We start from the raw sequence: 20,305 nt of genomic DNA on the forward strand, positions 1-20,305 counted from the left end.
GATACGATCTAGACACTCGCATCCTCGCAGGTCAACGGCACCTTTCTGCTATCGGGACGTCAGCCCGCCCAATTCCGCTGAATACCCAGGGTTAGCTGTGGGCGTCCGGGCCGGGCTTGGAGGGTCTGGGCACTTCGGCGGGACGGGCGGTCTTCACGCGGAGGTGGCGGAACCCCCGGCGGACCCGGGCGGGGGTGAGCCGGCGCGGCTCGGCGGGCCGTTCCCAGGGCGGCGGAGGTCCTCGGCGAGGGGGGCCGGGCGAGGCGGAGTTTGGTGTGGGCGGCGATGATCAGCCAGGTCCACAGATCGGCCGTATGTGGATCGCGGACCTTGGGAAATATGGTCCAGCCCAGGGTCTGCTTGAACAGCCGGAAGGTGTGTTCAAGATGGAACCTGTGGAGGAACGCCTGCCAGCGCAGGTCGACGTCTGGCATGCCGAGTACCGCCGCCTCACTTGAGCTGCCGACCCTGCGAGGGGCCCATGCATACTCGATACTGCGGCTGGCCTGGGAGATGCTGAGCTCGTTCCTGCTGACTGAAACCCCGGTGCAGAGCGCGGCAAATCCTGTCGATCACTCCGGTCGGGCTGGGCACGGTCAGCTTCCACAGCTGAATCGTCCCGTCTTCGCTGCCGGCGGCCAGCGTGCGTTGGTCGGGGCTCATGACCACTGAGCTCACGGGAAGCTGACGCCCCGCCAGCGTGCCGCGGACGGTGAGGGTGGATACGTCCCACAGACGCACCGTGCCGTTCTCCTGGCCGACGGCAAGGGTGCGGCCGTCAGGGCTCAGTGCGATCGACGTGGCGCTGTCGGTGAGGACCGCACGGCTCTTGCCGGTGGCCACGTCCCACAGCCTGATGGTTCCAGAGGTGTCGGCGGATGCAAGCGTGTGTCCATCACCGCTGAAAGCGAGTGCCACTATGACGTCTGTATGCGCGGTGAGGACTGCACGGCTCTTTCCGGTGGTCACGTCCCACAGTCGTACGGTCGCACCGGTGTCGCCGGTGGCGAGGACGCGGCCGGCGGGATCGAGGGCCGCAGTCATAAAGGAGACAGAGCGAGATTGGCTGTGCACCATCGTTCGGAGCATGTGGGCGGTTGCGTCCCAGACTTGCACGGTGCGGCCATTGTCGCTGGTCAAGGCCGCTATCACAGGACCGTCCGGGGGCACGCTCACTGATACGGTTATGGCGTCGGAGGCGACGGTGCGGGTGCTATGGGTCTGCTGGCGGACCGTATCCCAAGTGCTGACTCTTCCAGCGGCGTCACCGGTTTCCAGTGCGCGGCCGTCTGCGGTGAAGGCCATGGACGTCGCGGTGTTGTCGGTCTTCCGAGTGACACTGGCCGCCCCCCGCAGGGCATCCCACAGGCGGACGGTGCGGTCGCGGCTGCCGGTGGCCAGCATGGTTCCGTCAGGGCTGAACGACACAGAGGTCACGCCGCCAGTGTGTCCAATGAAGACGACACGGCTTTCGCCGGTGGTCACGTCATACAGCCGCGCTGTGTCGTCGGCACTGCCCGTGGCCAGTAGGCGCCCGTCGGGGCTGAACTTCACCGCACGTACCGGCCCTTTGTGATCGGTGAAGCGGGCGTGCAATCTGCCCGTCGCCGTGTCCGAAAGCTGCACCTCACCCACCTCACCGCCAACTGCCAGCAGTTTGCCGTTCGGGCTGAAAGCCATCGAGGTCAGGGGATCAGGTCCCGTGAACTTGATGGTCCGGGTCGTGCCCTTGGACAGGTCACACACCCTGATCACGCCGTCGGCGCCGCCAGCCGATAGCAGGCGGCCGTCCGGGCTGTAGGCAATCGTGGTTGTTCTGCCGGCGGAGACGCGCAACGTGGTCCGGATGGCGCCGGTGGCAACGTCCCTCAACCTGACTCTGCCGTCGGAGGAGCCGACGGCCACGGTCCGGCCACCGGGGCTGAATGCCAGCAGTCCTGTCTCGGCGTGGTCCGTTGCGGTCCAGGCTTTCCCGCGCGTCAGGTTGCTCAAGCGTAGAGTTCCGGCGGTGTCGCCGGCGGCCAGAAGGTGCCCGCCCTTGCTGTAGGTGAGCGTTTTCACTCCGCCAGCGGGGCTGCGCAAGGGTGTACGGGCCGCGCCTGTGCCGGTGTCCCATCGCAGAATCGTGCCGTCTGAGCTACCGGCGGCCACGGTCCGGCCATCGGGGCTGAAGGTTACCGCCTCCACAGGACGAGCGTGTCCGGTCAAACGGTGTCGCAGTGGGAGGGCTGCCACTGCGTAGAGACTCGAGGTGGCCTCTGCGGTGGGGCTGACTTGGTACGCCTGGACGGCCAGGAGCGAGGCGAGATCGGGGTTGTAGCCCAGCAGAGCGGCTGACTGCGCGGCCAGCTGCCGGGAAAGAGCAGCCTTTTGCGCAGCGACGGCTTGCTGTCGCCGGTGTTCACTGGTTCGGGACTGGCTCCATGCGATCGAGCCTGCGGCCATGGCGATGACGAGCAGGGCGGACAGCGCGGCGGTGAGCTGGCGTCGGCGTCGGGCCGTGCGGACACCCGCGCGTTGTTCCCGCTCGCGAGCAGTGGTGCTGCTGGTGAGGAAGTCCCGCTCCAAGCAGGTCAGTTCCTTGAGAGTGTCGAGGTCGCTGAAGGCTTCCTCGGCGGCGGCGAGCCGCACCCCGCGGTACAGGGCTCCCGGGTCGCGGTCGAGGGCGTTCCACGCACACGCGGCTTCGGTGAGCTGACGGTGAAGGCGCAAGCGTGCGCGGGCGTCGTCGATCCATTGATGCAGCCTGGGCCAACCAGTGATAAGCGTCTCGTGGGCGAGATCGACGGTGCCATCGGAGAGGGTGAGCAGCCGGGCGGTGGCCAGGCGGTCCAGGACTACGGCGATGTCGTCCTGGGAGGCGGCGCCGAGGTCGAGTTCGCTGCGGTCGACTGGGCGCCGAGTGTCCTGGGAGCCCTCGCCGGGGGCGATCAGCCGCAGCAGGATCAGCCGGGCCAGCTCCGCGTGGCCGGGAGAGAGCCGGGTGTAGACCTCCTCGGCGCTCTGCGCGATCGCACCGTGCACTCCGCCCGCCGCTTCGTACGCCTGCATGGTCAGCGCCCTGCCGCGGCGCCGACGCCAGGTTTCCTGTAGGGCGTGCGAGAGCAGTGGCAGGCCACCTGGCGCGCCGTGCACTTCCTCCACCACGCGAGCGGTCAGCTCGCGCTCGACGATCAGGCCGGCCGTCTGTGCGGGCCTGACGACGGCTTCGCGTAACTCGGCCGGGCTCATGGGGCCCACCAGCAGGTTGGCCTCTTGCAGGGCGCCGGCGAGCTCGCGGTGCTCGGCGCAGCGTCCGTAAAAGTCGGCGCGTATGGCGATGACGACGCGCAGTCTGCTGTCCGAGTGCTGGGCAGCGAGCAGGGCGTCGATGAAGGCGGTGCGCTCGTGCGGGTCGCGTTTAAGGGTGAAGACCTCCTCGAACTGGTCCACGACGAGGACGGTGTCGCCGTCGGCGTCCTTCGGCCGGAACGCCTCGGCGTGAGTGCGCAGTGGGAGCCCGCCCGGGGTGAGAATGCGGATCGCTGCCAAGGACGCGCCCTCGGCGCGCAGCGCGGGGATCAGCCCGGCCCGCAGCAGCGAGGACTTACCGCTGCCGGACGGGCCGACGACGGCTACGAAGCGCCGCCGCAGCACCAGTTCCTTCACATCGGCGACCAGCTGGTCCCGTCCGAAGAACCACTCGTGATCGCCGGGTTCGAAGTGCACCAGCCCTAGGTACGGCGATGCGGTGCCACCGTCCTCGCGGTCTCGGACCGCCGACTCCTCGACGGTCTCGTGCCAGCGCCGCTCCCACTCCTCCGCATCGCCGTCGCACGCCCGGGCATAGGCCAGGGCGAGGTCCAGTGACGGCAGTTGCTCACCGGAGGCGGCCTGGGAGAGTGCGGACACCGAGTAATGGGCCCGGCGCGCCATCTCCCGGTATGTGAGGCCGCCCGCCTCCTGGCGCAGCTTGCGCAGCTCGTACGCAAATCGCTGCACAGGCCCCGCGCTCGGGTCCACCGGCCTCTCACGACGTCCCACCGGCCTGATTCCCCCTCGTGCTCCGGCATCCCCCGCTACGCAGAGGTCACCTGCGCCCCAACCACGCTAAGAGCCCGCCACAGGCCCGGCAAGGACCGAACCAGCCCTCGCCGGAGGGCGAACCGACACAGCCGTGATTGTTCACTGTGACGGAGGGGGCCTACTGAACAACGGTGCCGGGCGGTGAACTCGATGACGCACAGCACGGGCCGGGCCACAGCCGGCCTGGCCGCATCCACCAACGGACGAGACAGGAGAAACACCTTGCGAAAGCTCAAGATCGCATCGTTAGCGGCATCTGCCTTGCTGCTCGGAAGCGGCATCACCGCCGCGACGGCAGGACCGGCCGCAGCGTCGAACACACCCGTCAGCGCAGCGCGAGCCTGCACGGTGGACGCGCCGCGTTTCACCAGTTCGCCGGGTACCGGCAGCAGCGACCCCGCGTTCTGGCCCGCCAGGGGAACCTACGCAACCACCACCACCAGGTGTAACGACATCAACCTGAAGCTGGACAGCACCCGCAGTGTGCAGACCTGCTTCAAGAGAGGATCGGGCTGGAGCTGCAACGGATTTCGGACGCTGAGGGGCGGCAGGTGGGGGCTGGCTGCCACTGACGTGCGCGACGGCACCAAGTTCTTCTTGCAGTTCGCAGGAACGAGCCGCGCCACAGGTTTGATCGACTACTGAAGGATCTGGTCTCGTACAGCTACGGCGAACGGACATGTAGCGCTGGATAATGTCCAGGGCTGTGGCGTCGTGAGGGCCGACGGTGCAGTGCATCACTGGCCGTTCCACAGTCAAGCGGGGCAGGTCGCCGACCTGCCCCGCTTGGTGAGGTTGTCCAGTGGGTCCACACCGGACCTGGCGGGGATTGCGGGGGTGCGTTAGGCCGTCTGGCATGGACCCAGACGAGCCGGTTGAGGACCGGCCCAGGCAGCTCGGCACAGCATCAGCGCGTCCTGCCCGAATACCTGGGCGAGCCGGTCGCGCTTGGTCTTGGACGCGGGCATCGTCCAGCCGTTGATCCGCTCCCCGTAGCGGTGCGCGAACTCGGCGACGTCGACTACCCCGGCGAGCCAGGCAGGGGCGGCCACCGCCAGCGCCTCCAGGGCCGCCCGCACACTCTCCCCGGCCAGTTCGGTGCGGTTGAGGTCCCGGACCGCGCTGATGACGTGGGTGCGTCGGTGCGCTGCCTGCCGCCGACGGCCACCAGCCCGGCCTCCCCCGGAACCGGGGCAGCACACTGTGGTCGAAACCGGTGTCCGCCAGCTCCGTCCCCAGGGCGTTTTTCCAGTCGATCGCACGTATCGCCATCGCCGCGGCCTGCCGGTCGGTGAGGTTCTCGGCGAACTGCAGCACCGTCACCAGCGACAAGGCACCCGGCGAGAGCCGCGGCGCCCCACGCACCCGAACGCCTCGGCGAACGGCTCGTCAGCGAAGACCTCCGCGAGTCGGTCGCGGACCCGGATGGCCAGGCTGCCCTTGGGAAACGCGGCGCGGGCCACCACCGCGGTCTGCTCAGGAACCGGCGGCAGGCCCTTGGGCCGCATCGACATCTACATCACCCCCGCGGCCACACGACAGGAAAGGCGACCGCTCAGGAGATCATCGTGTACTCAGCCGACCCCGCGTCAGGAATTGCGCACCAGAGTCCGCCGGTCAGTCAAAACAACACGTCGCAGCAAGGTCAGGCACCACGACAAGGATTCGATGGCATCGCCCAGAGCCGCGTCTTCGCCGCCTGGTGCTGGGACCACCTCATCGCCCTGATGGCCACCGACACCTTCGCCGTCGAAGTCCTTCCCGTACTGCCCACCAGCGACTTCCACGACAGCGCACCCGAGGACAACGGCATGATGCACCAGGAGCTGATCGCCAAACCGGACCTCCCGCTGGGCGAACTGCGCAACCTCGCGGCCCTCACCCAGGACTGCCGCACCGCCGGGCGCTGGGACAGCCTCCTCACCGTCACACCGTTCTGAACCTGTGCAGGAAGAGCGAACGCGGCCCGGGCGGCAGGGCACCGCCGCCCTCTGCGTTGGCCGGGCTATGCCGCTGCGCCCAGTCCCTTGGCGGTGTGATCGAGAGGGTGGTCGCCCTGCCTTCCGGCTGCTGCTTCTGCAGACTCCTCTGCCCTTGCCGCACCGTGTCCTGCCTCACTTCGCCGGCTCTTGCACCGAGGGACCTCAGGGGCGACGATGACTCACACGTAATTTCAGACTGAATGAGTCTGATAATGGTGCGAAGCGCCAGGTTGCCAATGGAGTACGGATGAGCACGATCGAGACTGCGGCGGGCGGAGTCCCGGCCCTGGTCGAACAGCGGGGGCATACCTTGCTAGTCACGTTGAACCGCCCGGGGGTCATGAACGCCGTCAATGGCGAGTTGAGTTCTGCCGTTGGCGCGGCGTTGGAGGAGGCGGACCGGGATCCAGAGGTCCGGGCCGTGGTTTTGACCGGGGCCGGTGGTCGGGCGTTCTGCGCGGGCGCGGATCTGAAAGCTCTGGCACGTGGTGAGTCCATCGCGGCACCGGGCCATGAGGAGTGGGGCTTCCTCGGTTACGTCCGGCATGCCATCAGCAAACCGACCATTGCGGCCGTCAATGGCTTCGCCCTGGGCGGGGGCACCGAGCTGGTGCTCGCCAGCGACCTGGCCGTGGCCGCCGACACGGCCGTCTTCGGGCTCCCTGAGGTTTCCCGCGGCATCTTCGCCGCCGCAGGTGGTGTCTTCCGCCTCCCCGAGCAGCTTCCCCGCAAGATTGCCATGGAGATGGTTCTGACCGGTGAGCCCATCGACGCGGACCGAGCTCTGCAGCTCGGTCTCGTCAACCGCGTCGTACCGGCCGCTGACGTGCTCGACGCCGCGCTCGCGCTGGCGGAACGCATCGCGGTGAACGCACCCCTTGCGATCCAGGCGAGCAAGCGCGTTGCGCTCGGCTTCCGCGAGGGCCGCGTCCCGGGCGAGGCGGCCCGCTGGGAGCACAACGACCAGGAGATCCGCGACCTGCTTGCCACCGACGACGCCAAGGAAGGCACCCGCGCGTTCGCCGAAAAGAGGAGGCCGCAGTGGCAGGCACGCTGACCCCACACCCCGCCCGGCGCCCCGTGATCGCCGGGCTGGGCATTACCGAGATGGGCAAGGTCTACGGGCGCAGCGCGGAGGACTTCGCGGCCGACGCTGTCCGCAGGGCCGTCGCCGACGCAGGGCTGGAACTGGCCGATGTCGACGGGCTGCTCACCAACACCGGCCTGGCCGGCGGGGTTGGCCTGGGCCTTCAGCGCCGGCTCCAGCTGCGCGACCTGAGCCTGCTGTCCGAGATCCAGTCCTACGGAGCCTCCGCCGGCGCCATGGTCAGTTACGCCGCGATGGCCGTCCAGGCCGGCATGGTCGACACCGTCGTATGCGTCTTTGCCGACGCGCCCCTGCGCGAGGGCCGCTCCAGCTCGGCTGCCTACAGTCGACCCCGAGAGGCGGTCGGGTTCGATGGTCTGCGCCTCCATGCCGGCCTGACCAGCGTCAACGCCCTGTACGCGCTGGCCGCGCAGCGGCACATGGCCACCTACGGCACCACATCCGAGCAGCTCGGCGCCCTCGCCGTCGCCCAGCGGGCCTGGGCCGCGGGCAACCCGATGGCGCAGATGCGGGCGCCGATCACGCTGGCCGACCACCAGGCCTCCCGGTGGATCGCCGAACCCCTGCGCCTCCTGGACTGCTGCCTGGTCAGCAACGGTGGTGTGGCCGTGGTTGTCACCTCCGCCGAGCGCGCCGCCCATCTGCCGCAGCCGCCGGTCCACGTCCTCGGCTGGGCCCAGAATCACCCCGGCTATGCGGACGCGAGTGACAGCAGTTTCGGCCTGGAGAGCGGGGCGGCCCGTTCTGGCCCGGCCGCCCTGAAGATGGCCGGGGTCGGCCTGTCGGACGTCACGGTGGCAGAGCTGTACGACTGCTACACGTTCACCGCCCTGCTCACGCTGGAGGACTACGGCTTCTGCGCCAAGGGCGAAGGCGGTCCGTTCGCGGCGAGCGGAGCGCTCCGGCCGGGCGGCTCGCTGGCCGTCAACACGGGCGGCGGGCAGCTGTCCTCGTACTACATGTGGGGCATGACCCCGCTGTCCGAGGCCGTCATCCAGGCCCGCGGACACGGAGGTGAGCGCCAGGCCCCCCGCAACGACGTGATCCTCGTCAGCGGCAACGGCGGCATCCTCGATCACCACTCCACCCTCGTCCTCAGCCCGCATGCGCACGGCTGACCAGCCCGCCCGTACCTGACCCACGGAGCATCTGTGAACACCGTGACCCTTGTCCGCGACGCTGCCTCGGACGAGTTCTTCGAGGGCACCGCACGCGGCGAGCTGCCGCTCAGGCACTGCGCCGACTGCGGCACATGGAACGCGCCGCACACCGTGTCCTGCCGGTCCTGCCGTTCCGGCCGACTCACCTGGGAGCCCGCACGGGGCACCGGGAAGCTCGTCAGCTGGACAGTCGTCCACGGGCGTCGAGCCGACGACGGACCCGCCCCGCGCAGCCTCGCCGGACTCGTCGAACTCGACGAAGGCCCCTGGCTGCATGCTCGCATCGAGGTGGCCGACCCCACCCGCCTACGTGCGGGCCTGCCCCTCGCCGTGGCCTTCGACCGACCGTACGGCGGCGACGCCGCACCGGTCTTCCACCTCGCCGACTGATCCCCGCCCGACACCCGCACGCCCATCCCGGGAGATCCCGATGTCCGACAACTCCTCCCACTCCACGGCCCCGCACCGTCCGCTCGACGGCTACCGGGTGCTGGACTTCACCCAGAACGTGGCCGGTCCGCTGGCCGGCCAAGTGCTGGCCGACCTCGGCGCCGAAGTGATCAAGGTCGAGGCGCCCAGTGGCGAGGCCGCCCGCCGCATCACCTCCACCCAGCCCGGCCTCGAGCATCTGGCGCCGTACTTCCTCCCCTTCAACCGCGGCAAGAAGTCAGTGGCGGTCGACCTGCGCACGGACGAAGGCAGGCAGCAGGTGCTCGCCCTCGCCGACACCGCAGACGTCATCCTGGAAGCCTTCCGGCCCGGCGTCATGGACCGCCTCGGGCTGGGCGCACAGGCCGTCCAGGAGCGCAACCCCCGCTGCGTGTACGCCTCCCTGTCCGCGTTCTCAGGGGAGGGCGAGGAAGGCCGGCGGCCCGGCATCGACATGCTGGTCCAAGCCGAGTCCGGACTGCTGACCGGTCTGCGCGACGCCGAAGGCTCGCCCGTGGTCATCCGCTCCACCATCGTCGACGCCGCCAGCGGGCACGTCCTGGCCCAGGCGGTGCTGGCCGCGCTGCTGGGCCGGGAGCGGCACGGCCGAGCAGACGTGGTCAAGGTCGCCCTGTACGACGTGGCGTGCAGCCTGCAGGCCAACAGCCTCAGCCTTCAGCTGAACGCCGACGGCGTACCGGACGCGGGCACACCCACCGACGGCCGCAGCCCGTTCGCCACCGCCCCCTCCGGCGTCTACCGGGCCGGCGACGGCCAGTTCATCGTGGTCGCCGCATATGTGCCCAAGCACTGGCAGCAGCTCACCGAGCTGCTGGAGCGGCCCGAGCTCGCCGAGGACCCGCGGTTCACCGACCAGGCGGTCCGCTCCCGGCACAACGCTGAACTCACCGAGGTACTCAACGAGGCGTTCGCCCGGCGCGGCGCGCAGGCGTGGGTCGAGTTGTTCCGGAAGGCAGGGTTGATGGCCACCCGGGTGCACACCTGGCAGGAGACGGCCCACTCCGCGGCTTTCACCGAGGGCCGGCTGGCCGTCACCGTCACCGACGGGGACCGCACGGAGCAGGTGGTGCGCACGCCCGCCCGGTACGCCGGCTTCCCTCCCGCGGCCGACCGCCCGACGCCGCGCCTGGGTGAGCACAACGACGAACTTCTCCCGCAGACCGCGGCGACGGCATGAAGGACCTACCACCGACTCTTGCCGCCGTGATCATCCTGCACGTATCACAGAACGAGACCAGACGATGACGACCACACACGACGCCCTCCGGTTCCCCGGCCGACTGGTCGGCTTCGAGGCAGCCCGGTCCCGGCACGGCGCGCGAGCCGACCACATGGCCCGGATGCTCCTGGAAGGCGATCCGCTCGCCGACGCGGTCATAGCCGAACTGGACGTCCTCGGCGCGGAAGGCCGCAGAGCCCTGAGCCAGGGACTTACCGACGGCCTCGCGAGCCTCGACGGGCCCCCGCCCGCCATCGCGGCCCTGCTGTGCCAGCTCGAAGCCGTCCCGGACTGGGCGGACAAGGAGACGCTCACCGCGGGCGACCGGGTCTCGCTCCTGGTGCCTCCCCGCTGGACCACGCTGGCGTTCTCCGGAGGCTCCCTGTCGCACACCTACAGCTCGCCCGGCATCGCCCGGCTGCTCGTGCACACCGGCCAGTTGGAGAAGATGGCGCCGCGACGGCTGGTGGAGACCGCCGTGTGGAAGGCGAACGTCATCCTGCCCGGCGGGCTGGTGCGCGGCGCGCCGGGATACGTCCAGACGGCCCAGGTACGACTGCTGCACGCCCGGGTCCGGGCCTCCGCCCTCCGGCACGGCTGGGACACGGGGCGCTGGGGCGTGCCGATCAACCAGACCGACATCGCCCGCACCTGGTTGGACTTCACACTCGTCCCCTTCGGCTTCCTCGCGGCGGCCGGTTTCGCGCTCGACGAGGAGGAGCAGCGCAGCCTCTACCGGTACTGGCACTACGTAGGTCACCTCCTGGGGCTGGACGAGAGCTTCTTCCTCCCGGTCGGCAACCATGCCGGTGCGGCCGGCCTGCTGTACCTGCTCGACTCCACCACCGAGCCCCCGGACGACAACAGCCGTGCCCTCACCGCCGCTCTCTTCGACGCCACGGCCGCAGCTCTCGCCAACGCACCTGGCTCCACGCTGACCGAAGCAGGGGCCTGCGACTTGCTGGACGCCCTGGCCCGCAACTACCACGGAGACGAGACAGCCGACGCCCTGGGCATCCCCCGCTCGCCTGTCACGTCTGCCCTGCCCTTCCTGGCCGCCGCCAATGTGCAGGCCCGCCGCTACCAGGCCCTTCCCGAGGCCGCGGCCCAGGAACGCGAGGCGAACATCCAGCAGTTCCGTGTCCTGGCTGGCAGCCTCCCGGACCACACCGCCTACCAGAGACACGCCATCCCGTTGTCCTCCGACCAGACGCACACCGCCGGGAGACAGTCGTGAAGCACGTCCACACCGAGTTGTTCATCGCGGGTGAGTGGGTACGGCCTGCCTCCACCACCGGCAACGTGGTGATCGGCGCGGCGACCGAGGAACCGCTGGGCCGCACGCCGCTCGGCACACCCGCAGATATCGACACGGCCGTGCGGGCAGCGCGGCGGGCCGTCGACGGCCCTGGCTGGTCGGACGCCGCACCCGCGCATCGCGCCGATGTGCTCGACCGCTTCGCCGCGGCCCTGACCGCCCGCTCCGACGTCCTCGCCGCGCTGGTCTCCAGCGAGAACGGCATGCCGATCACCAAGTCAGCCTCCGCGAACGTCCTCGCCCCGGCCGCCACGCTGTCGTACTACGCGAGTCTGGCACGCGGTCTCGATCTCGAGGAGGAGCGGACGGCCTTCGCCGGGGGAGTGACGCGGGTGCGGCGCGAGCCGGTCGGCGTGGTGGGCGCGATCGTCCCGTGGAACTACCCGATCATGCTGGCGATGATGAAGATCGCCCCGGCTCTGGCCGCAGGGTGCAGCCTCGTCGTCAAGCCGGCCGTGGAGACGGCTCTGAGCGCGTACGTCGTCGCAGAGGCGGCCGCAGAGGCCGGGCTGCCCCCAGGCGTGCTCAACATCGTCCCCGGCGGCAGAGAAGTCTCGCAGGCCCTGGTGTCCCACCCGGACGTCGACAAGGTGGCGTTCACCGGTTCCACACCCGTGGGACGCAGCATCGGGGAGGTGTGCGGACGCCTGCTCAAGCCCGTCACCCTCGAACTGGGCGGCAAGTCCGCCGCCGTCATCCTCGACGACGCGGACCTGGATGCGACCGCCGCGGCCCTGGCCCACGTTGCGCTGCCCAACAACGGTCAGACCTGCTACGCCAGCACCCGCATTCTGGCTCCCGCCTCCCGGTACCCCGAGGCGCTCGAGGCCATTACCGCGATGGCCGCATCCCTGACCGTGGGGGACCCGCTCGATCCGGCGACGGGCGTGGGCCCGGTCGTGTCGGCCCGGCAGCGCGAAAGCATCGAGAGGCACATCGCCGCGGGCCGCGCTGCCGGGGCGCAGGTGACCACCGGCGGTGGCCGGCCGGAGCACCTCACCCGCGGCTGGTACGTCGAGCCCACGGTCTTCGGTGACGTGCGCAACGACATGAGCATCGCGCAGGAGGAGATCTTCGGCCCCGTCGTGGTGGTCATCCCCTACCGCGACGAGGAGGAGGCCGTCGCTCTGGCCAATGACTCCGAATTCGGCCTGGGAGGTTCGGTCTGGTCCTGCGATACCGAGCGCGCGAACGAGGTCGCCCGGCGAATCCGCACCGGGTCGGTGGGTATCAACGGCTACAACCTTGATCTCGCCTCGCCGTTCGGCGGTCGCAAGGGCAGCGGACTGGGTCGCGAACTGGGTCCGGAGGGCCTGGCGGCCTACTTCCAGCTGAAGTCGGTCTACCAGGCTGTCTGACCCCGCGTCCGTCTCCTGCCGTGTCGGCGCGGCGGGAGACGGACGCGGTCACCCACCGCGTGGTACGCGTGCGCGAACACACCCGAATCGCCGACAATGGAACAGGCCACGGGGACGGCGGGTGCGAGGAGCGACGATGACCGGTTCCCCTGGTCGCATAGGCGGCCCTACCTCGGAAAACGTCGCATGCATACTGATCGGTGCTTCGGGGGGCGTCCTGCGGTGGTCCGGCGCCGCGGTGGACCTGCTCGGGTGGACCGCGGACGACGTCTGTGGACGTCCGCTGAATGATCTACTCGTTGAGGGGGATAACCGCAAGCCCGCCGAGGCCACGACTCAGCACCAGGCGCGTTTGCGGCACCGCTCGGGCTCCGCCGTCGACGTGTTCCTGCGGACGCTGCCCTTGGACGGATCGGACGAACTGCTCGTGCTTGTCACCCCTGCGTCGGAGACAGGCGACCAGCAGCAGGTGGTCACCCTGCTGCGAGAACTCGGCTCCCAGGACGCGGTCCGAGTCGCACTGCACGACATGGATCTCAAACTGACCTGGTCCAACGCGATTTCTGACATGCCCCCTGCAGATGCCGAGGCCCTCGAGGTCGTGCTGAGCCATGTGCGGGACACAGGCGACATAGTGATCGACCATCCCCATCCACTCCGGTCCATCAGCGATGGACCCGCGCAGCGGCGCATCCTGTCTCTGTCCGCCTTCCGCCTGGAGGATGCACAGGGCTGTCCGAGCGGTATCGCCGCGATATTCGTCGACGTCACCGCTCAGCACAGGGCGCGGCGTCGCCTGGCCGTGCTGCGCGAGGCTTCGCTGCGCCTCGGCGGCTCGCTGGGGCTGCTCCGCACCGCGCAGGACCTTGCAGACGTCCTCGTGCCCGCTCTCGGGGACATCGCCACAGTGACACTCGCCGACGCCGTCCGGGCCGGTGATGAGCCGCCGAAGTCGTTCGGTGGCGGAAACCTGCATCTGCGCCGGATCGCCGTGGCTTCGGCCAGCGGCCCATATCCCTCTGATCTGCTTCAGCCCGGTGCTCCGGTGCCGGCCTTCCCGGACATCCCCGCCCTGCGGCAAATCCAGCGTGGAAAGAGTCTGGTATGCACCCGCCAGGAGGGCATCGCCCTGCTGGACGACCCTCAGCTGGTCCCTCTCTACGTTCCTGACAGCGGCCACTCAATGGCCATGGCCCCGTTGCTCGCGCGTGGTCTCCTGCTCGGCGTCGTCAGCGTGTGGCGCACGGAACAGACAGACCCCTTCGACGAGGACGACGCACAGCTACTGGAGGAGATCGCATCGCGGGCCGCGCTCGCCTTGGACAACGCCCGCCGCTACACCCGGGAGCACCGCGCAGCCGTCTCCCTGCAGCAGCGTCTGCTCCCTCCCAGCCGCACTGTCACCCCGACCGTGGAGACCGTCGGCATTTACCAGCCGGCAGGTGGCGAGGGCGAAGTCCGCGGTGACTGGTTCGATGTCATTCCGCTTCCCTCCCTGCGCATGGCCCTGGTCGTCGGGGACGTCGCCGGGCAGGGTCTGACCGCGACAGCCGCGATGAGCCGCCTGCGCACCGCCGTCCAGACCCTCGCCGATCTCGAGCTTTCGCCGGACGATGTGCTCGCCCATGTCGATGACCTGGTCCAGCGACTGGCCCGCGAAGCACCCCCGGGCACATCCGACACCGTAGGTGCGACCTGCCTGTATGCCGTCTACGACCCGGTCGCCCGTCGCTGCACTCTGGCCAGTGCGGGCCACCCGCCCCCCGTTCTGGTACGGCCCGACGGCACCGTCACGATAGTGGAGGTCAGCCCCGGCCCTCCGCTGGGCGTGGGCGGCATGCCGTTCGAGACGACCACGCTCGACCTCGATCCCGACAGTGTGCTCGCGTTGTACACCAAGGGCCTGCTGCGGTCCGGTGGGTTCGACGTCGATGCCGGTATGCGGCGGCTGGCAGGAGAACTCGGCGCTCGGTGCGGTACCGGATCCACCCTGGATACCGTCGGGCGCGCCGTCGTGTCCGAGGTCGGAGGCACATCACCCAGTGATGACCTGGCGTTGCTCCTGGCCCGCGTCCGTGCCGTCCCGCAGCAGGACACAGTCGCCTGGACATTCCCGGCCGACCCGGTGGCCGTAGCGGACGCGCGGTCCGCGGCCATGCGTCAGCTCGCCGACTGGGGGCTTGACGACTTTGCGTTCACCACCGAACTCGTCGTCAGCGAACTGGTCACCAACGCCCTCCGCTACGCGGGCGGCCCCATCGGTCTGCGTCTGATCCGGGAGAAGGTCCTGGTCTGCGAGGTCACTGACCCCAGCAATACCCAGCCCCGCCTGCGCCGGGCCCGTACCACTGATGAAGGCGGCCGCGGCCTTTTCCTAGTCGCCCAACTGACCAGCCGGTGGGGCAGCCGGTACGGGGAGCACGGCAAGACCATCTGGGCGGAGCAGGCTCTTCCGGCACCGGGCCGTCGCGGCACAACTCACCCTTGATCTTTACTTGGCGATCGCTGAAATCGAGGGAAGGCTGTTCCAGTGGATCCGGCGGTTGGCCGGCGAAGGAGAACCCGTGGCGGCTGTGAAGACACTTGGCGAGTCTTCCGAAGGCACAGTCGGTCGGAGTCACCGTACCCGCCCTGTACTACCACCACGAGAACAAGCAGGCCATGCTCGTCGCGCTGCTGGAGCGCGCCATGGACGAGGTGCTCTCGCACGGGCCCGACTGGCCGACGCCGAGGCTGAGGGGCGCATCTTGAGCGGTTCGCCAACGTCGCCGAGTGCGTGGTCCTGCACATGACCCACCGCGTAGCGACCGTCGGACTCGACTCCGAGCTGCGCTACCTGGAACCTGAGAACCGCAAACGGTACGCCGCTCTGCGCAAGGAACTCGAGGAGCTCGTCCTCGGCATCCTTCAAGAAGGCGTCACCCAGGGGCTGTTCGACGGGGACCATGCGTCGGACACCGCCCGGGCGCTGCTCGGCATGTGGCAGGCCGTGGCCACCTGGTACCACGACGGAGGACCCCCGCGCCCCGCATGTCCACGGCAGGATGAGCGAGGACCGGGCGCTCAGGCGCCTGCCGCGGTGGCCCCACGCACACCGGCGAGGATCGTGTCGACGAGCTCGTCCAGGTAGGCGTCGGCACGGGCATGCGCCTTCTCGCGCATCCCTACCGGTGTCACGGTGGCGTGCATCATGGTGGCGCCGAAGACCAGGTCCATGAGGACGGTCGGACTCGTCCCCGGTGGTAGGTCGCCGCGCGCCACCGCGCTGTGCACCAGCCGTCGGGCGGCGAGCACGGTGGGGCTTCCCTCACGATGGCGGAAGCCGAAGATCTCCGGATGCACCGAAGTGTCGATGATGCGGCGCATGAACGCGAGGCCCGTATCGCTCCAGAACATCTGAAGCATCTGCTCGGCCAGGCGGCGCAGATCGGCGCGCAGGTCACCGGTGTCGATGTGGGTGTCGAGCACGATGCGCGCGTCAAGTGCTTCCACCAGCAGCGTGTCCTTGTCGGGCCAACGCTGGTACAGCGAAGCCTTGCCGACCCGCGCCCGGCTCGCGACCGCCCCCATGGTGAAGGCTCTCAGGCCGCCCTGTCCGTAGACCTCCACGACCGCGTCGTACACCCGGTCCTCGAACTCGGGGTCACGAGGGCGCCCCCGTGGCGCTCCTGTACCCGATGCGGTCGCCATCCCTCGCAGCTCCTCCTCCCGCGCTCGCCTTGCTGTCGCGCAAAGCCCGACTGACACCGTGCAGGCCATGATGACATCCCACGAGGCGCGCGATCATGGCCTGCCTCCCGCGTCGGCGCCCATCGGGCTCATGCGGCATCAAGGACCGGCTGGTAGACCGCCGCGGAGATGGTGTCCTCCACCGGCAGTAGCCTCTTGGCACGCAACTGCAGCAAGTGGGGGATGAATTCGCGGGGCTTCGCGTCGCCTTCGATGCACCCCCGGACGGTCTTTCCGTTCAGTACGAGATCTTGGACGTCAAGGGTGAGATCTGCGGGGCCGAGACCGACCAGTGCCAGTGCCAGTGCCAGTGCCAGTGCCAGGGCCCCGGCGCGGCCGAGGGCGAGCGCCGCCTCCGTGATCACGGACGGGATGCCCGATGTGTCCAGGGCATACGTCGCGCCGCCGCCCGTGAGATCCCGCACCGCTTCCACCACGGCCACGGCGGCGGGGCCGAGCACGGCGTCGGCGCCGATCCGCAGGGCCATGTCACGCCGGGCCGGAACCGGATCGACCGCGACGACGGTCGCGACGCCGGAGGCCCGTACCGCACCGACGAGGAGGCGGTTGCCCTGGCCAATGCCACCGAGTTCGGTTCCGGGCGGCACGGTGTGGACGGCCGACCAGGAGCGAGGCGTGGACATCGCCCGCCGGGTGCGGACCGGCACCATCGGCGTCAACGGCTACGGCCCGGACTTCCACTCGCCGTTCGGCGGCCGGGGGCCAGCGGCATGGGACGCGAACTCGGCCCCGAGGGCCTCCGCGCGTACCTGGCATGGAAGTCGGTGTACCTGCCGTCCTGACCCTGGTAACGCTGGCGTGCCCGGCTCCGCAGTCGGCGGCGGAGCCGGGCACCCGTCCGGACGGCCGTTGGCCACGTGGACGAGGGCTGGCCTCACACGGCGGGCCGGCGCGCGCGGCCGAAGTACATCAGCTCCCACAGCGCTTCCTGAGCGACGGCGTCGACCCGGGCGCCGTCACGTTCGTGAGCGATCTCCAGCTCACCGAGGAAGCGGTGGTACGCGCCGTCGAACCCGGTGGCCTGAGCGGCCTCCCGACGGTCGGGCGTCATCAGGTCCAGCATCGAGTCGACGACGATGGTCTTGTCCCGGGTGAAGGTCACCGCGTACCGCTCGGAGCCCTCACTGGAGATGTAGCGGCTGACGTCCGCCACCGGCTTGCCGCTCTTGGGATCGGCGGCGACCTCGTCGGTGGAGAAGGCGACCACAGAGCGGACATTGTCGGCGACGATCTCTTCGCCCTTGGCGAGCATGAAGTACGTCGTCGGCGCGAAGCCATACTCCTCCTCGGCCGTGATGTAGGCGGTGATCACGCTGTAGTCGCCGGCCCCGCCGCGGCCCCAGTACCAGTCGTGCATGAGGGACACCATGGGCGCGTCACCCCAGTTGTGGTCGTGGTACCCGTTGCCGCCGGTGACGATGTGCTGCTCGCCGTCGACCGAGTACGAGCCGGTGACGTGCCCCTTGGGGACGGCCGGCAGCCAGGCGAACAAGCGGCGCTCCTCGCCCTCGCCGAAGTAGAGATGACCCGAGCCCGGACGCCAGGCCGGTACCTCGCCCACCAGTTTCAGATCAACGGCCAGCTCACCCACCTCGGCCTTGATCCGGTAGGTGTGCAGGTCGCCTTCGAACACGGCGTCCCCGATACGGACGTCGCAGCGGTCCTTGGCCGCATGGAACTCCTCGGGCGCGAGAGTCACCTGGCGCACGAACGCCCGGCCGTCGGGCAGCTCCAGGTTGATCTCGAGCATCGGCGTCAGAGGAAGCTCGGGGGAGGTGTAGTGCTTCGTGTAGAAGACCACCACGACCTTCGCCCCATCGTCGAGGTGCGCGTCGAAGTACCACCACTCGTAGGAGCCGGGCTCGCCCCCGGTGCGCAGCCCGTCTTCGAACTGCGCTATGGAGCGGGGCTCGATTCCCAGGCGTGCGTAGTCCTCGGGCGCGTTGGCCTCGTATACGGGCTTGACGGTCATGGCAGTTCCTTGTGCTTGCCGGATTCGTACAATCCACACTCTGCGCCGGGAAGCCGGCCGTATTCATCGGGCAGACAGCGAATCGGCGGACGTCTTTCCTGTGGAATCCACGAATCGTGGTATGTGAAACTGACCCTGTGGACGACCAGATGAGACGCCGCATCGCCGCCCTGTGCGAGCAGGTCGCGGACGAGCACATGCCGACATTGGTGGAGAGGATCCTGCAGACGCTCTGGCAGGGGCATCAGGACCACACCGTCGCCCCCGAGGAGCAACAGCGGCAGTGGGTACGGCGTCTGGTGCGCGACGTCCTCGACGGCATCGCGGAACGACGGCCCCCCGACGCCCTTCAGGTGGCCGCGGCACGTGAACTCGGCGCGGCACAGGCCCGAGTCGGCACGCCGCTGCCGCTGCTGTTCGACGTCTGTCACATCGCTCACCGGGAAACCTGGGAGGCCCTGCTGCGACAGGTGGCCGTCGACGACCCCGAGGTGGCGGCCCCGCTCGCTCACGAAGCGGGACTGCTGTGGGTGTGGGTACGGGTCATCAGCGGCGCGATCGCCGAGGCGCACAGCGAGCAGAGCAGCCAGAAGCGGGCGACACTGATCGCCCTGCGACATCGCTTCCTGGACGCTCTTGCATCGGGCGAGCCCGAAACCGAGGCCACGGCCTCCCTTGCCCGCGCCCTCGGCTTCCAGCCGGACGGCGACTTCCAGGCCTACTGCATGCCCGCCGACAGCTGGCCTGAGGACCTGGTCGAAAGCCTTCAGCGCAGGCTGGCCACAGGCCCGGGGATCACCCATTGCGTCACTCGGGGCGCCTCAGTCGTCGTCCTCACCCAGCGCGCCACTACTGCGCGAGTACTGAAGCTCATCCAAACCACGGGCAGGCACGCGCCGGCGACGATGGGGATAGGGCTCGCCCGCCATGGGACGACGGGAGCGAGCGACAGCATCCGCGACGCGGCGGCAGCCCTGAGCACGGCCGGACAGGAAGGCGGCCTTGTCCGGTTCGAGGAGGACTGGCTCACGATCACGCTTGCCCCTCATGCCCATCGGCTCGCTCCCCTGCTCGCCCGGGCCGTGGCGTCGGCCCGCCGGGCCCCCCATCTCGCCGAAGCCGTCCACGCCTACGCCGACAACGGCCTCTCCATCGCCGCGGCCGGCCGTGCGCTGGGTCTTCACCCCAATTCGGTCGCGTACCGCCTCGATCGCTGGCACGAGACCTCGGGTTGGAACCCGCGCACAGGCGAAGGACTGGTCTGCACCCTGGTGGCCCTGCGACTGCACGAAGCCTCAGCTGCGGAGGGCTGACCGGACGTGAAGCGGTGGGGGCAGGACTTGTGGTGAAGCGGCCACGGGCTTGGTGGCCCAGTCGAGTGCCAAGTCCGCCACCCGTTCGCAGCCGGGTTCCCCGCACGTGAAGTGGCTACGGCCCGCGAAGAGCTGGGCAACCGGAGCGGCCGGGCTGACGCGGGCGCAGTGGCGGATGTACGCGCCGGACGGACGACGCGGTTGGCGTCCTTGGACCGGCTGGCTTGCGTCCTGGTGGGTTCGGTCTCGGTGGCCTGCGCGAGGGTCAGCACCCCGGGACCTCGACGTGCGACTTGTTCGCTGCCGAGGTCAGCTTCTCCCCGCTGGGAGCCTTGAACACCACGCGTGCGGTGGCCCCGCCGGCGGAGGCCTGCGGGAACTCCTTCTGCAGCAGGTCGATCGCCCTCTGCGACCGGGTACCGGGGAGAGTGAAGGCGTCCGACGACTTGCTGTCGACGCTGACGGACCCCATGCCGAGGGCGACGATCCACAGCATCAGGATTAGTACCGCAGTACTAGTAGGACTCCGTTAGGTTGTTCTGGCTCTTGGGTTTTCGCTGGTGGGGGTTGTTCTGGGCAGGGGCTGGTGGCAGGTGGTGCAGGTGCCGGT

The 20,305-nt window shown here is 69.4% G+C and carries 19 protein-coding genes and 2 pseudogenes; 12 read left to right on the plus strand and 9 right to left on the minus strand.

Annotated elements, in window-relative coordinates; genetic code table 11:
• Positions 1-106: 106 nt before the first annotated feature.
• Positions 107-428 (minus strand): annotated as a pseudogene (locus tag ACZ5SK_RS47640) (NF041680 family putative transposase); the annotation flags it as partial.
• A 22-nt stretch (positions 429-450) separates the two neighbouring features.
• Positions 451-3,981 carry an nSTAND1 domain-containing NTPase gene (locus ACZ5SK_RS47645; protein WP_468578052.1) on the minus strand — a complete coding sequence of 1,177 codons (3,531 nt, stop codon included), beginning with the start codon at positions 3,979-3,981 and terminating at the stop codon, positions 451-453.
• A 234-nt stretch (positions 3,982-4,215) separates the two neighbouring features.
• On the opposite strand from ACZ5SK_RS47645, the gene ACZ5SK_RS47650 reads away from it, so the two are divergent.
• Entirely contained in the window at positions 4,216-4,710 is a 495-nt protein-coding gene (locus ACZ5SK_RS47650; protein WP_334573978.1) for a hypothetical protein, read from the plus strand.
• A 197-nt stretch (positions 4,711-4,907) separates the two neighbouring features.
• Here ACZ5SK_RS47650 and ACZ5SK_RS47655 read toward each other — a convergent pair whose 3' ends face one another.
• The 3 genes and pseudogenes from ACZ5SK_RS47655 to ACZ5SK_RS47665 form a co-directional block, all read right to left on the minus strand.
• Positions 4,908-5,144, minus strand: a complete 237-nt coding sequence (locus ACZ5SK_RS47655; RefSeq protein ID WP_334573977.1) for a hypothetical protein — start codon at positions 5,142-5,144, stop codon at positions 4,908-4,910.
• 157 nt (positions 5,145-5,301) lie between these two features.
• Positions 5,302-5,430 (minus strand): annotated as a pseudogene (locus ACZ5SK_RS47660) (hypothetical protein); the annotation flags it as partial.
• Complete coding sequence (locus tag ACZ5SK_RS47665) at positions 5,385-5,579, minus strand: hypothetical protein (RefSeq protein WP_334573975.1); 195 nt, start codon at positions 5,577-5,579, stop codon at positions 5,385-5,387. The gene ACZ5SK_RS47665 and the pseudogene ACZ5SK_RS47660, both read right to left, overlap by 46 nt.
• 213 nt (positions 5,580-5,792) lie before the next feature.
• On the opposite strand from ACZ5SK_RS47665, the gene ACZ5SK_RS47670 reads away from it, so the two are divergent.
• The 10 genes from ACZ5SK_RS47670 (at position 5,793) to ACZ5SK_RS47715 (ending at position 15,790) form a co-directional block, all read left to right on the plus strand.
• Positions 5,793-6,005: a hypothetical protein gene (locus ACZ5SK_RS47670; RefSeq protein WP_361710616.1), complete on the plus strand. Its 213-nt coding sequence runs from the start codon at positions 5,793-5,795 to the stop codon at positions 6,003-6,005.
• A gap of 289 nt (positions 6,006-6,294) precedes the next feature.
• Positions 6,295-7,104 carry a crotonase/enoyl-CoA hydratase family protein gene (locus tag ACZ5SK_RS47675; protein ID WP_457495933.1) on the plus strand — a complete coding sequence of 270 codons (810 nt, stop codon included), beginning with the start codon at positions 6,295-6,297 and terminating at the stop codon, positions 7,102-7,104.
• Entirely contained in the window at positions 7,089-8,273 is a 1,185-nt protein-coding gene (locus ACZ5SK_RS47680; RefSeq protein WP_334573971.1) for a thiolase family protein, read from the plus strand. Before ACZ5SK_RS47675 ends, ACZ5SK_RS47680 begins: the two co-directional genes overlap by 16 nt.
• A gap of 33 nt (positions 8,274-8,306) precedes the next feature.
• On the plus strand, positions 8,307-8,705 hold the full coding sequence (locus ACZ5SK_RS47685; protein ID WP_334573969.1) for a Zn-ribbon domain-containing OB-fold protein: 399 nt from the start codon (positions 8,307-8,309) through the stop codon (positions 8,703-8,705).
• 40 nt (positions 8,706-8,745) lie between these two features.
• Positions 8,746-9,942, plus strand: coding sequence for a CaiB/BaiF CoA transferase family protein (locus ACZ5SK_RS47690; RefSeq protein WP_334573966.1), 1,197 nt, complete (start codon positions 8,746-8,748; stop codon positions 9,940-9,942).
• A gap of 64 nt (positions 9,943-10,006) precedes the next feature.
• Positions 10,007-11,221 (plus strand): oxygenase MpaB family protein, encoded by a 1,215-nt coding sequence (locus ACZ5SK_RS47695; RefSeq protein WP_334573964.1) that lies wholly within the window; start codon positions 10,007-10,009, stop codon positions 11,219-11,221.
• Positions 11,218-12,660 (plus strand): aldehyde dehydrogenase, encoded by a 1,443-nt coding sequence (locus ACZ5SK_RS47700; RefSeq protein ID WP_334573963.1) that lies wholly within the window; start codon positions 11,218-11,220, stop codon positions 12,658-12,660. Before ACZ5SK_RS47695 ends, ACZ5SK_RS47700 begins: the two co-directional genes overlap by 4 nt.
• Before the next feature lie 136 nt (positions 12,661-12,796).
• Complete coding sequence (locus ACZ5SK_RS47705; protein ID WP_468578055.1) at positions 12,797-15,148, plus strand: SpoIIE family protein phosphatase; 2,352 nt, start codon at positions 12,797-12,799, stop codon at positions 15,146-15,148.
• Positions 15,149-15,243: 95 nt separating this feature from the next.
• Positions 15,244-15,411 carry a TetR/AcrR family transcriptional regulator gene (locus tag ACZ5SK_RS47710; protein ID WP_361710624.1) on the plus strand — a complete coding sequence of 56 codons (168 nt, stop codon included), beginning with the start codon at positions 15,244-15,246 and terminating at the stop codon, positions 15,409-15,411.
• A 37-nt stretch (positions 15,412-15,448) separates the two neighbouring features.
• On the plus strand, positions 15,449-15,790 hold the full coding sequence (locus tag ACZ5SK_RS47715) for a TetR-type transcription factor C-terminal domain-containing protein (RefSeq protein ID WP_361710625.1): 342 nt from the start codon (positions 15,449-15,451) through the stop codon (positions 15,788-15,790).
• Here the strand turns inward: ACZ5SK_RS47715 and ACZ5SK_RS47720 are convergent.
• The 3 genes from ACZ5SK_RS47720 to ACZ5SK_RS47730 all read right to left on the minus strand — a co-directional run bounded on the left by ACZ5SK_RS47720 (position 15,724) and on the right by ACZ5SK_RS47730 (position 18,382).
• Positions 15,724-16,350: a TetR-like C-terminal domain-containing protein gene (locus ACZ5SK_RS47720; protein WP_361710627.1), complete on the minus strand. Its 627-nt coding sequence runs from the start codon at positions 16,348-16,350 to the stop codon at positions 15,724-15,726. The genes ACZ5SK_RS47715 and ACZ5SK_RS47720 overlap by 67 nt on opposite strands.
• A 128-nt stretch (positions 16,351-16,478) precedes the next feature.
• Complete coding sequence (locus tag ACZ5SK_RS47725) at positions 16,479-17,033, minus strand: zinc-binding dehydrogenase (protein WP_468578057.1); 555 nt, start codon at positions 17,031-17,033, stop codon at positions 16,479-16,481.
• A gap of 251 nt (positions 17,034-17,284) precedes the next feature.
• Positions 17,285-18,382 (minus strand): lipocalin-like domain-containing protein, encoded by a 1,098-nt coding sequence (locus ACZ5SK_RS47730; RefSeq protein WP_457495931.1) that lies wholly within the window; start codon positions 18,380-18,382, stop codon positions 17,285-17,287.
• A 137-nt stretch (positions 18,383-18,519) separates the two neighbouring features.
• Here ACZ5SK_RS47730 and ACZ5SK_RS47735 point away from each other — a divergent pair, with 137 nt between their 5' ends.
• Complete coding sequence (locus tag ACZ5SK_RS47735) at positions 18,520-19,695, plus strand: PucR family transcriptional regulator (RefSeq protein ID WP_334573949.1); 1,176 nt, start codon at positions 18,520-18,522, stop codon at positions 19,693-19,695.
• Positions 19,696-19,960: 265 nt separating this feature from the next.
• Here the strand turns inward: ACZ5SK_RS47735 and ACZ5SK_RS47740 are convergent, their stop codons facing one another.
• The gene (locus tag ACZ5SK_RS47740) at positions 19,961-20,191 is read right to left on the minus strand and encodes a hypothetical protein (RefSeq protein WP_334573946.1); all 231 of its coding nucleotides are present in this window, start codon (positions 20,189-20,191) and stop codon (positions 19,961-19,963) included.
• Positions 20,192-20,305 lie beyond the last annotated feature (114 nt).

It is taken from the genome of Streptomyces sp. NPDC031474 (genome assembly GCF_055581185.1).

Coding starts and splice junctions, on each gene's coding strand:
- ACZ5SK_RS47650 (WP_334573978.1), top strand. CDS start 4,216: ATGACGCACAGCACGGGCCGGGCCACAGCCGGCCTGGCCGCATCCACC.
- ACZ5SK_RS47665 (WP_334573975.1), bottom strand. CDS start 5,579: ATGTCGATGCGGCCCAAGGGCCTGCCGCCGGTTCCTGAGCAGACCGCG.
- ACZ5SK_RS47670 (WP_361710616.1), top strand. CDS start 5,793: ATGGCCACCGACACCTTCGCCGTCGAAGTCCTTCCCGTACTGCCCACC.
- ACZ5SK_RS47675 (WP_457495933.1), top strand. CDS start 6,295: ATGAGCACGATCGAGACTGCGGCGGGCGGAGTCCCGGCCCTGGTCGAA.
- ACZ5SK_RS47690 (WP_334573966.1), top strand. CDS start 8,746: ATGTCCGACAACTCCTCCCACTCCACGGCCCCGCACCGTCCGCTCGAC.
- ACZ5SK_RS47695 (WP_334573964.1), top strand. CDS start 10,007: ATGACGACCACACACGACGCCCTCCGGTTCCCCGGCCGACTGGTCGGC.
- ACZ5SK_RS47705 (WP_468578055.1), top strand. CDS start 12,797: ATGACCGGTTCCCCTGGTCGCATAGGCGGCCCTACCTCGGAAAACGTC.
- ACZ5SK_RS47715 (WP_361710625.1), top strand. CDS start 15,449: ATGACCCACCGCGTAGCGACCGTCGGACTCGACTCCGAGCTGCGCTAC.
- ACZ5SK_RS47720 (WP_361710627.1), bottom strand. CDS start 16,350: ATGGCGACCGCATCGGGTACAGGAGCGCCACGGGGGCGCCCTCGTGAC.
- ACZ5SK_RS47725 (WP_468578057.1), bottom strand. CDS start 17,033: ATGTCCACGCCTCGCTCCTGGTCGGCCGTCCACACCGTGCCGCCCGGA.
- ACZ5SK_RS47730 (WP_457495931.1), bottom strand. CDS start 18,382: ATGACCGTCAAGCCCGTATACGAGGCCAACGCGCCCGAGGACTACGCA.
- ACZ5SK_RS47740 (WP_334573946.1), bottom strand. CDS start 20,191: ATGCTGTGGATCGTCGCCCTCGGCATGGGGTCCGTCAGCGTCGACAGC.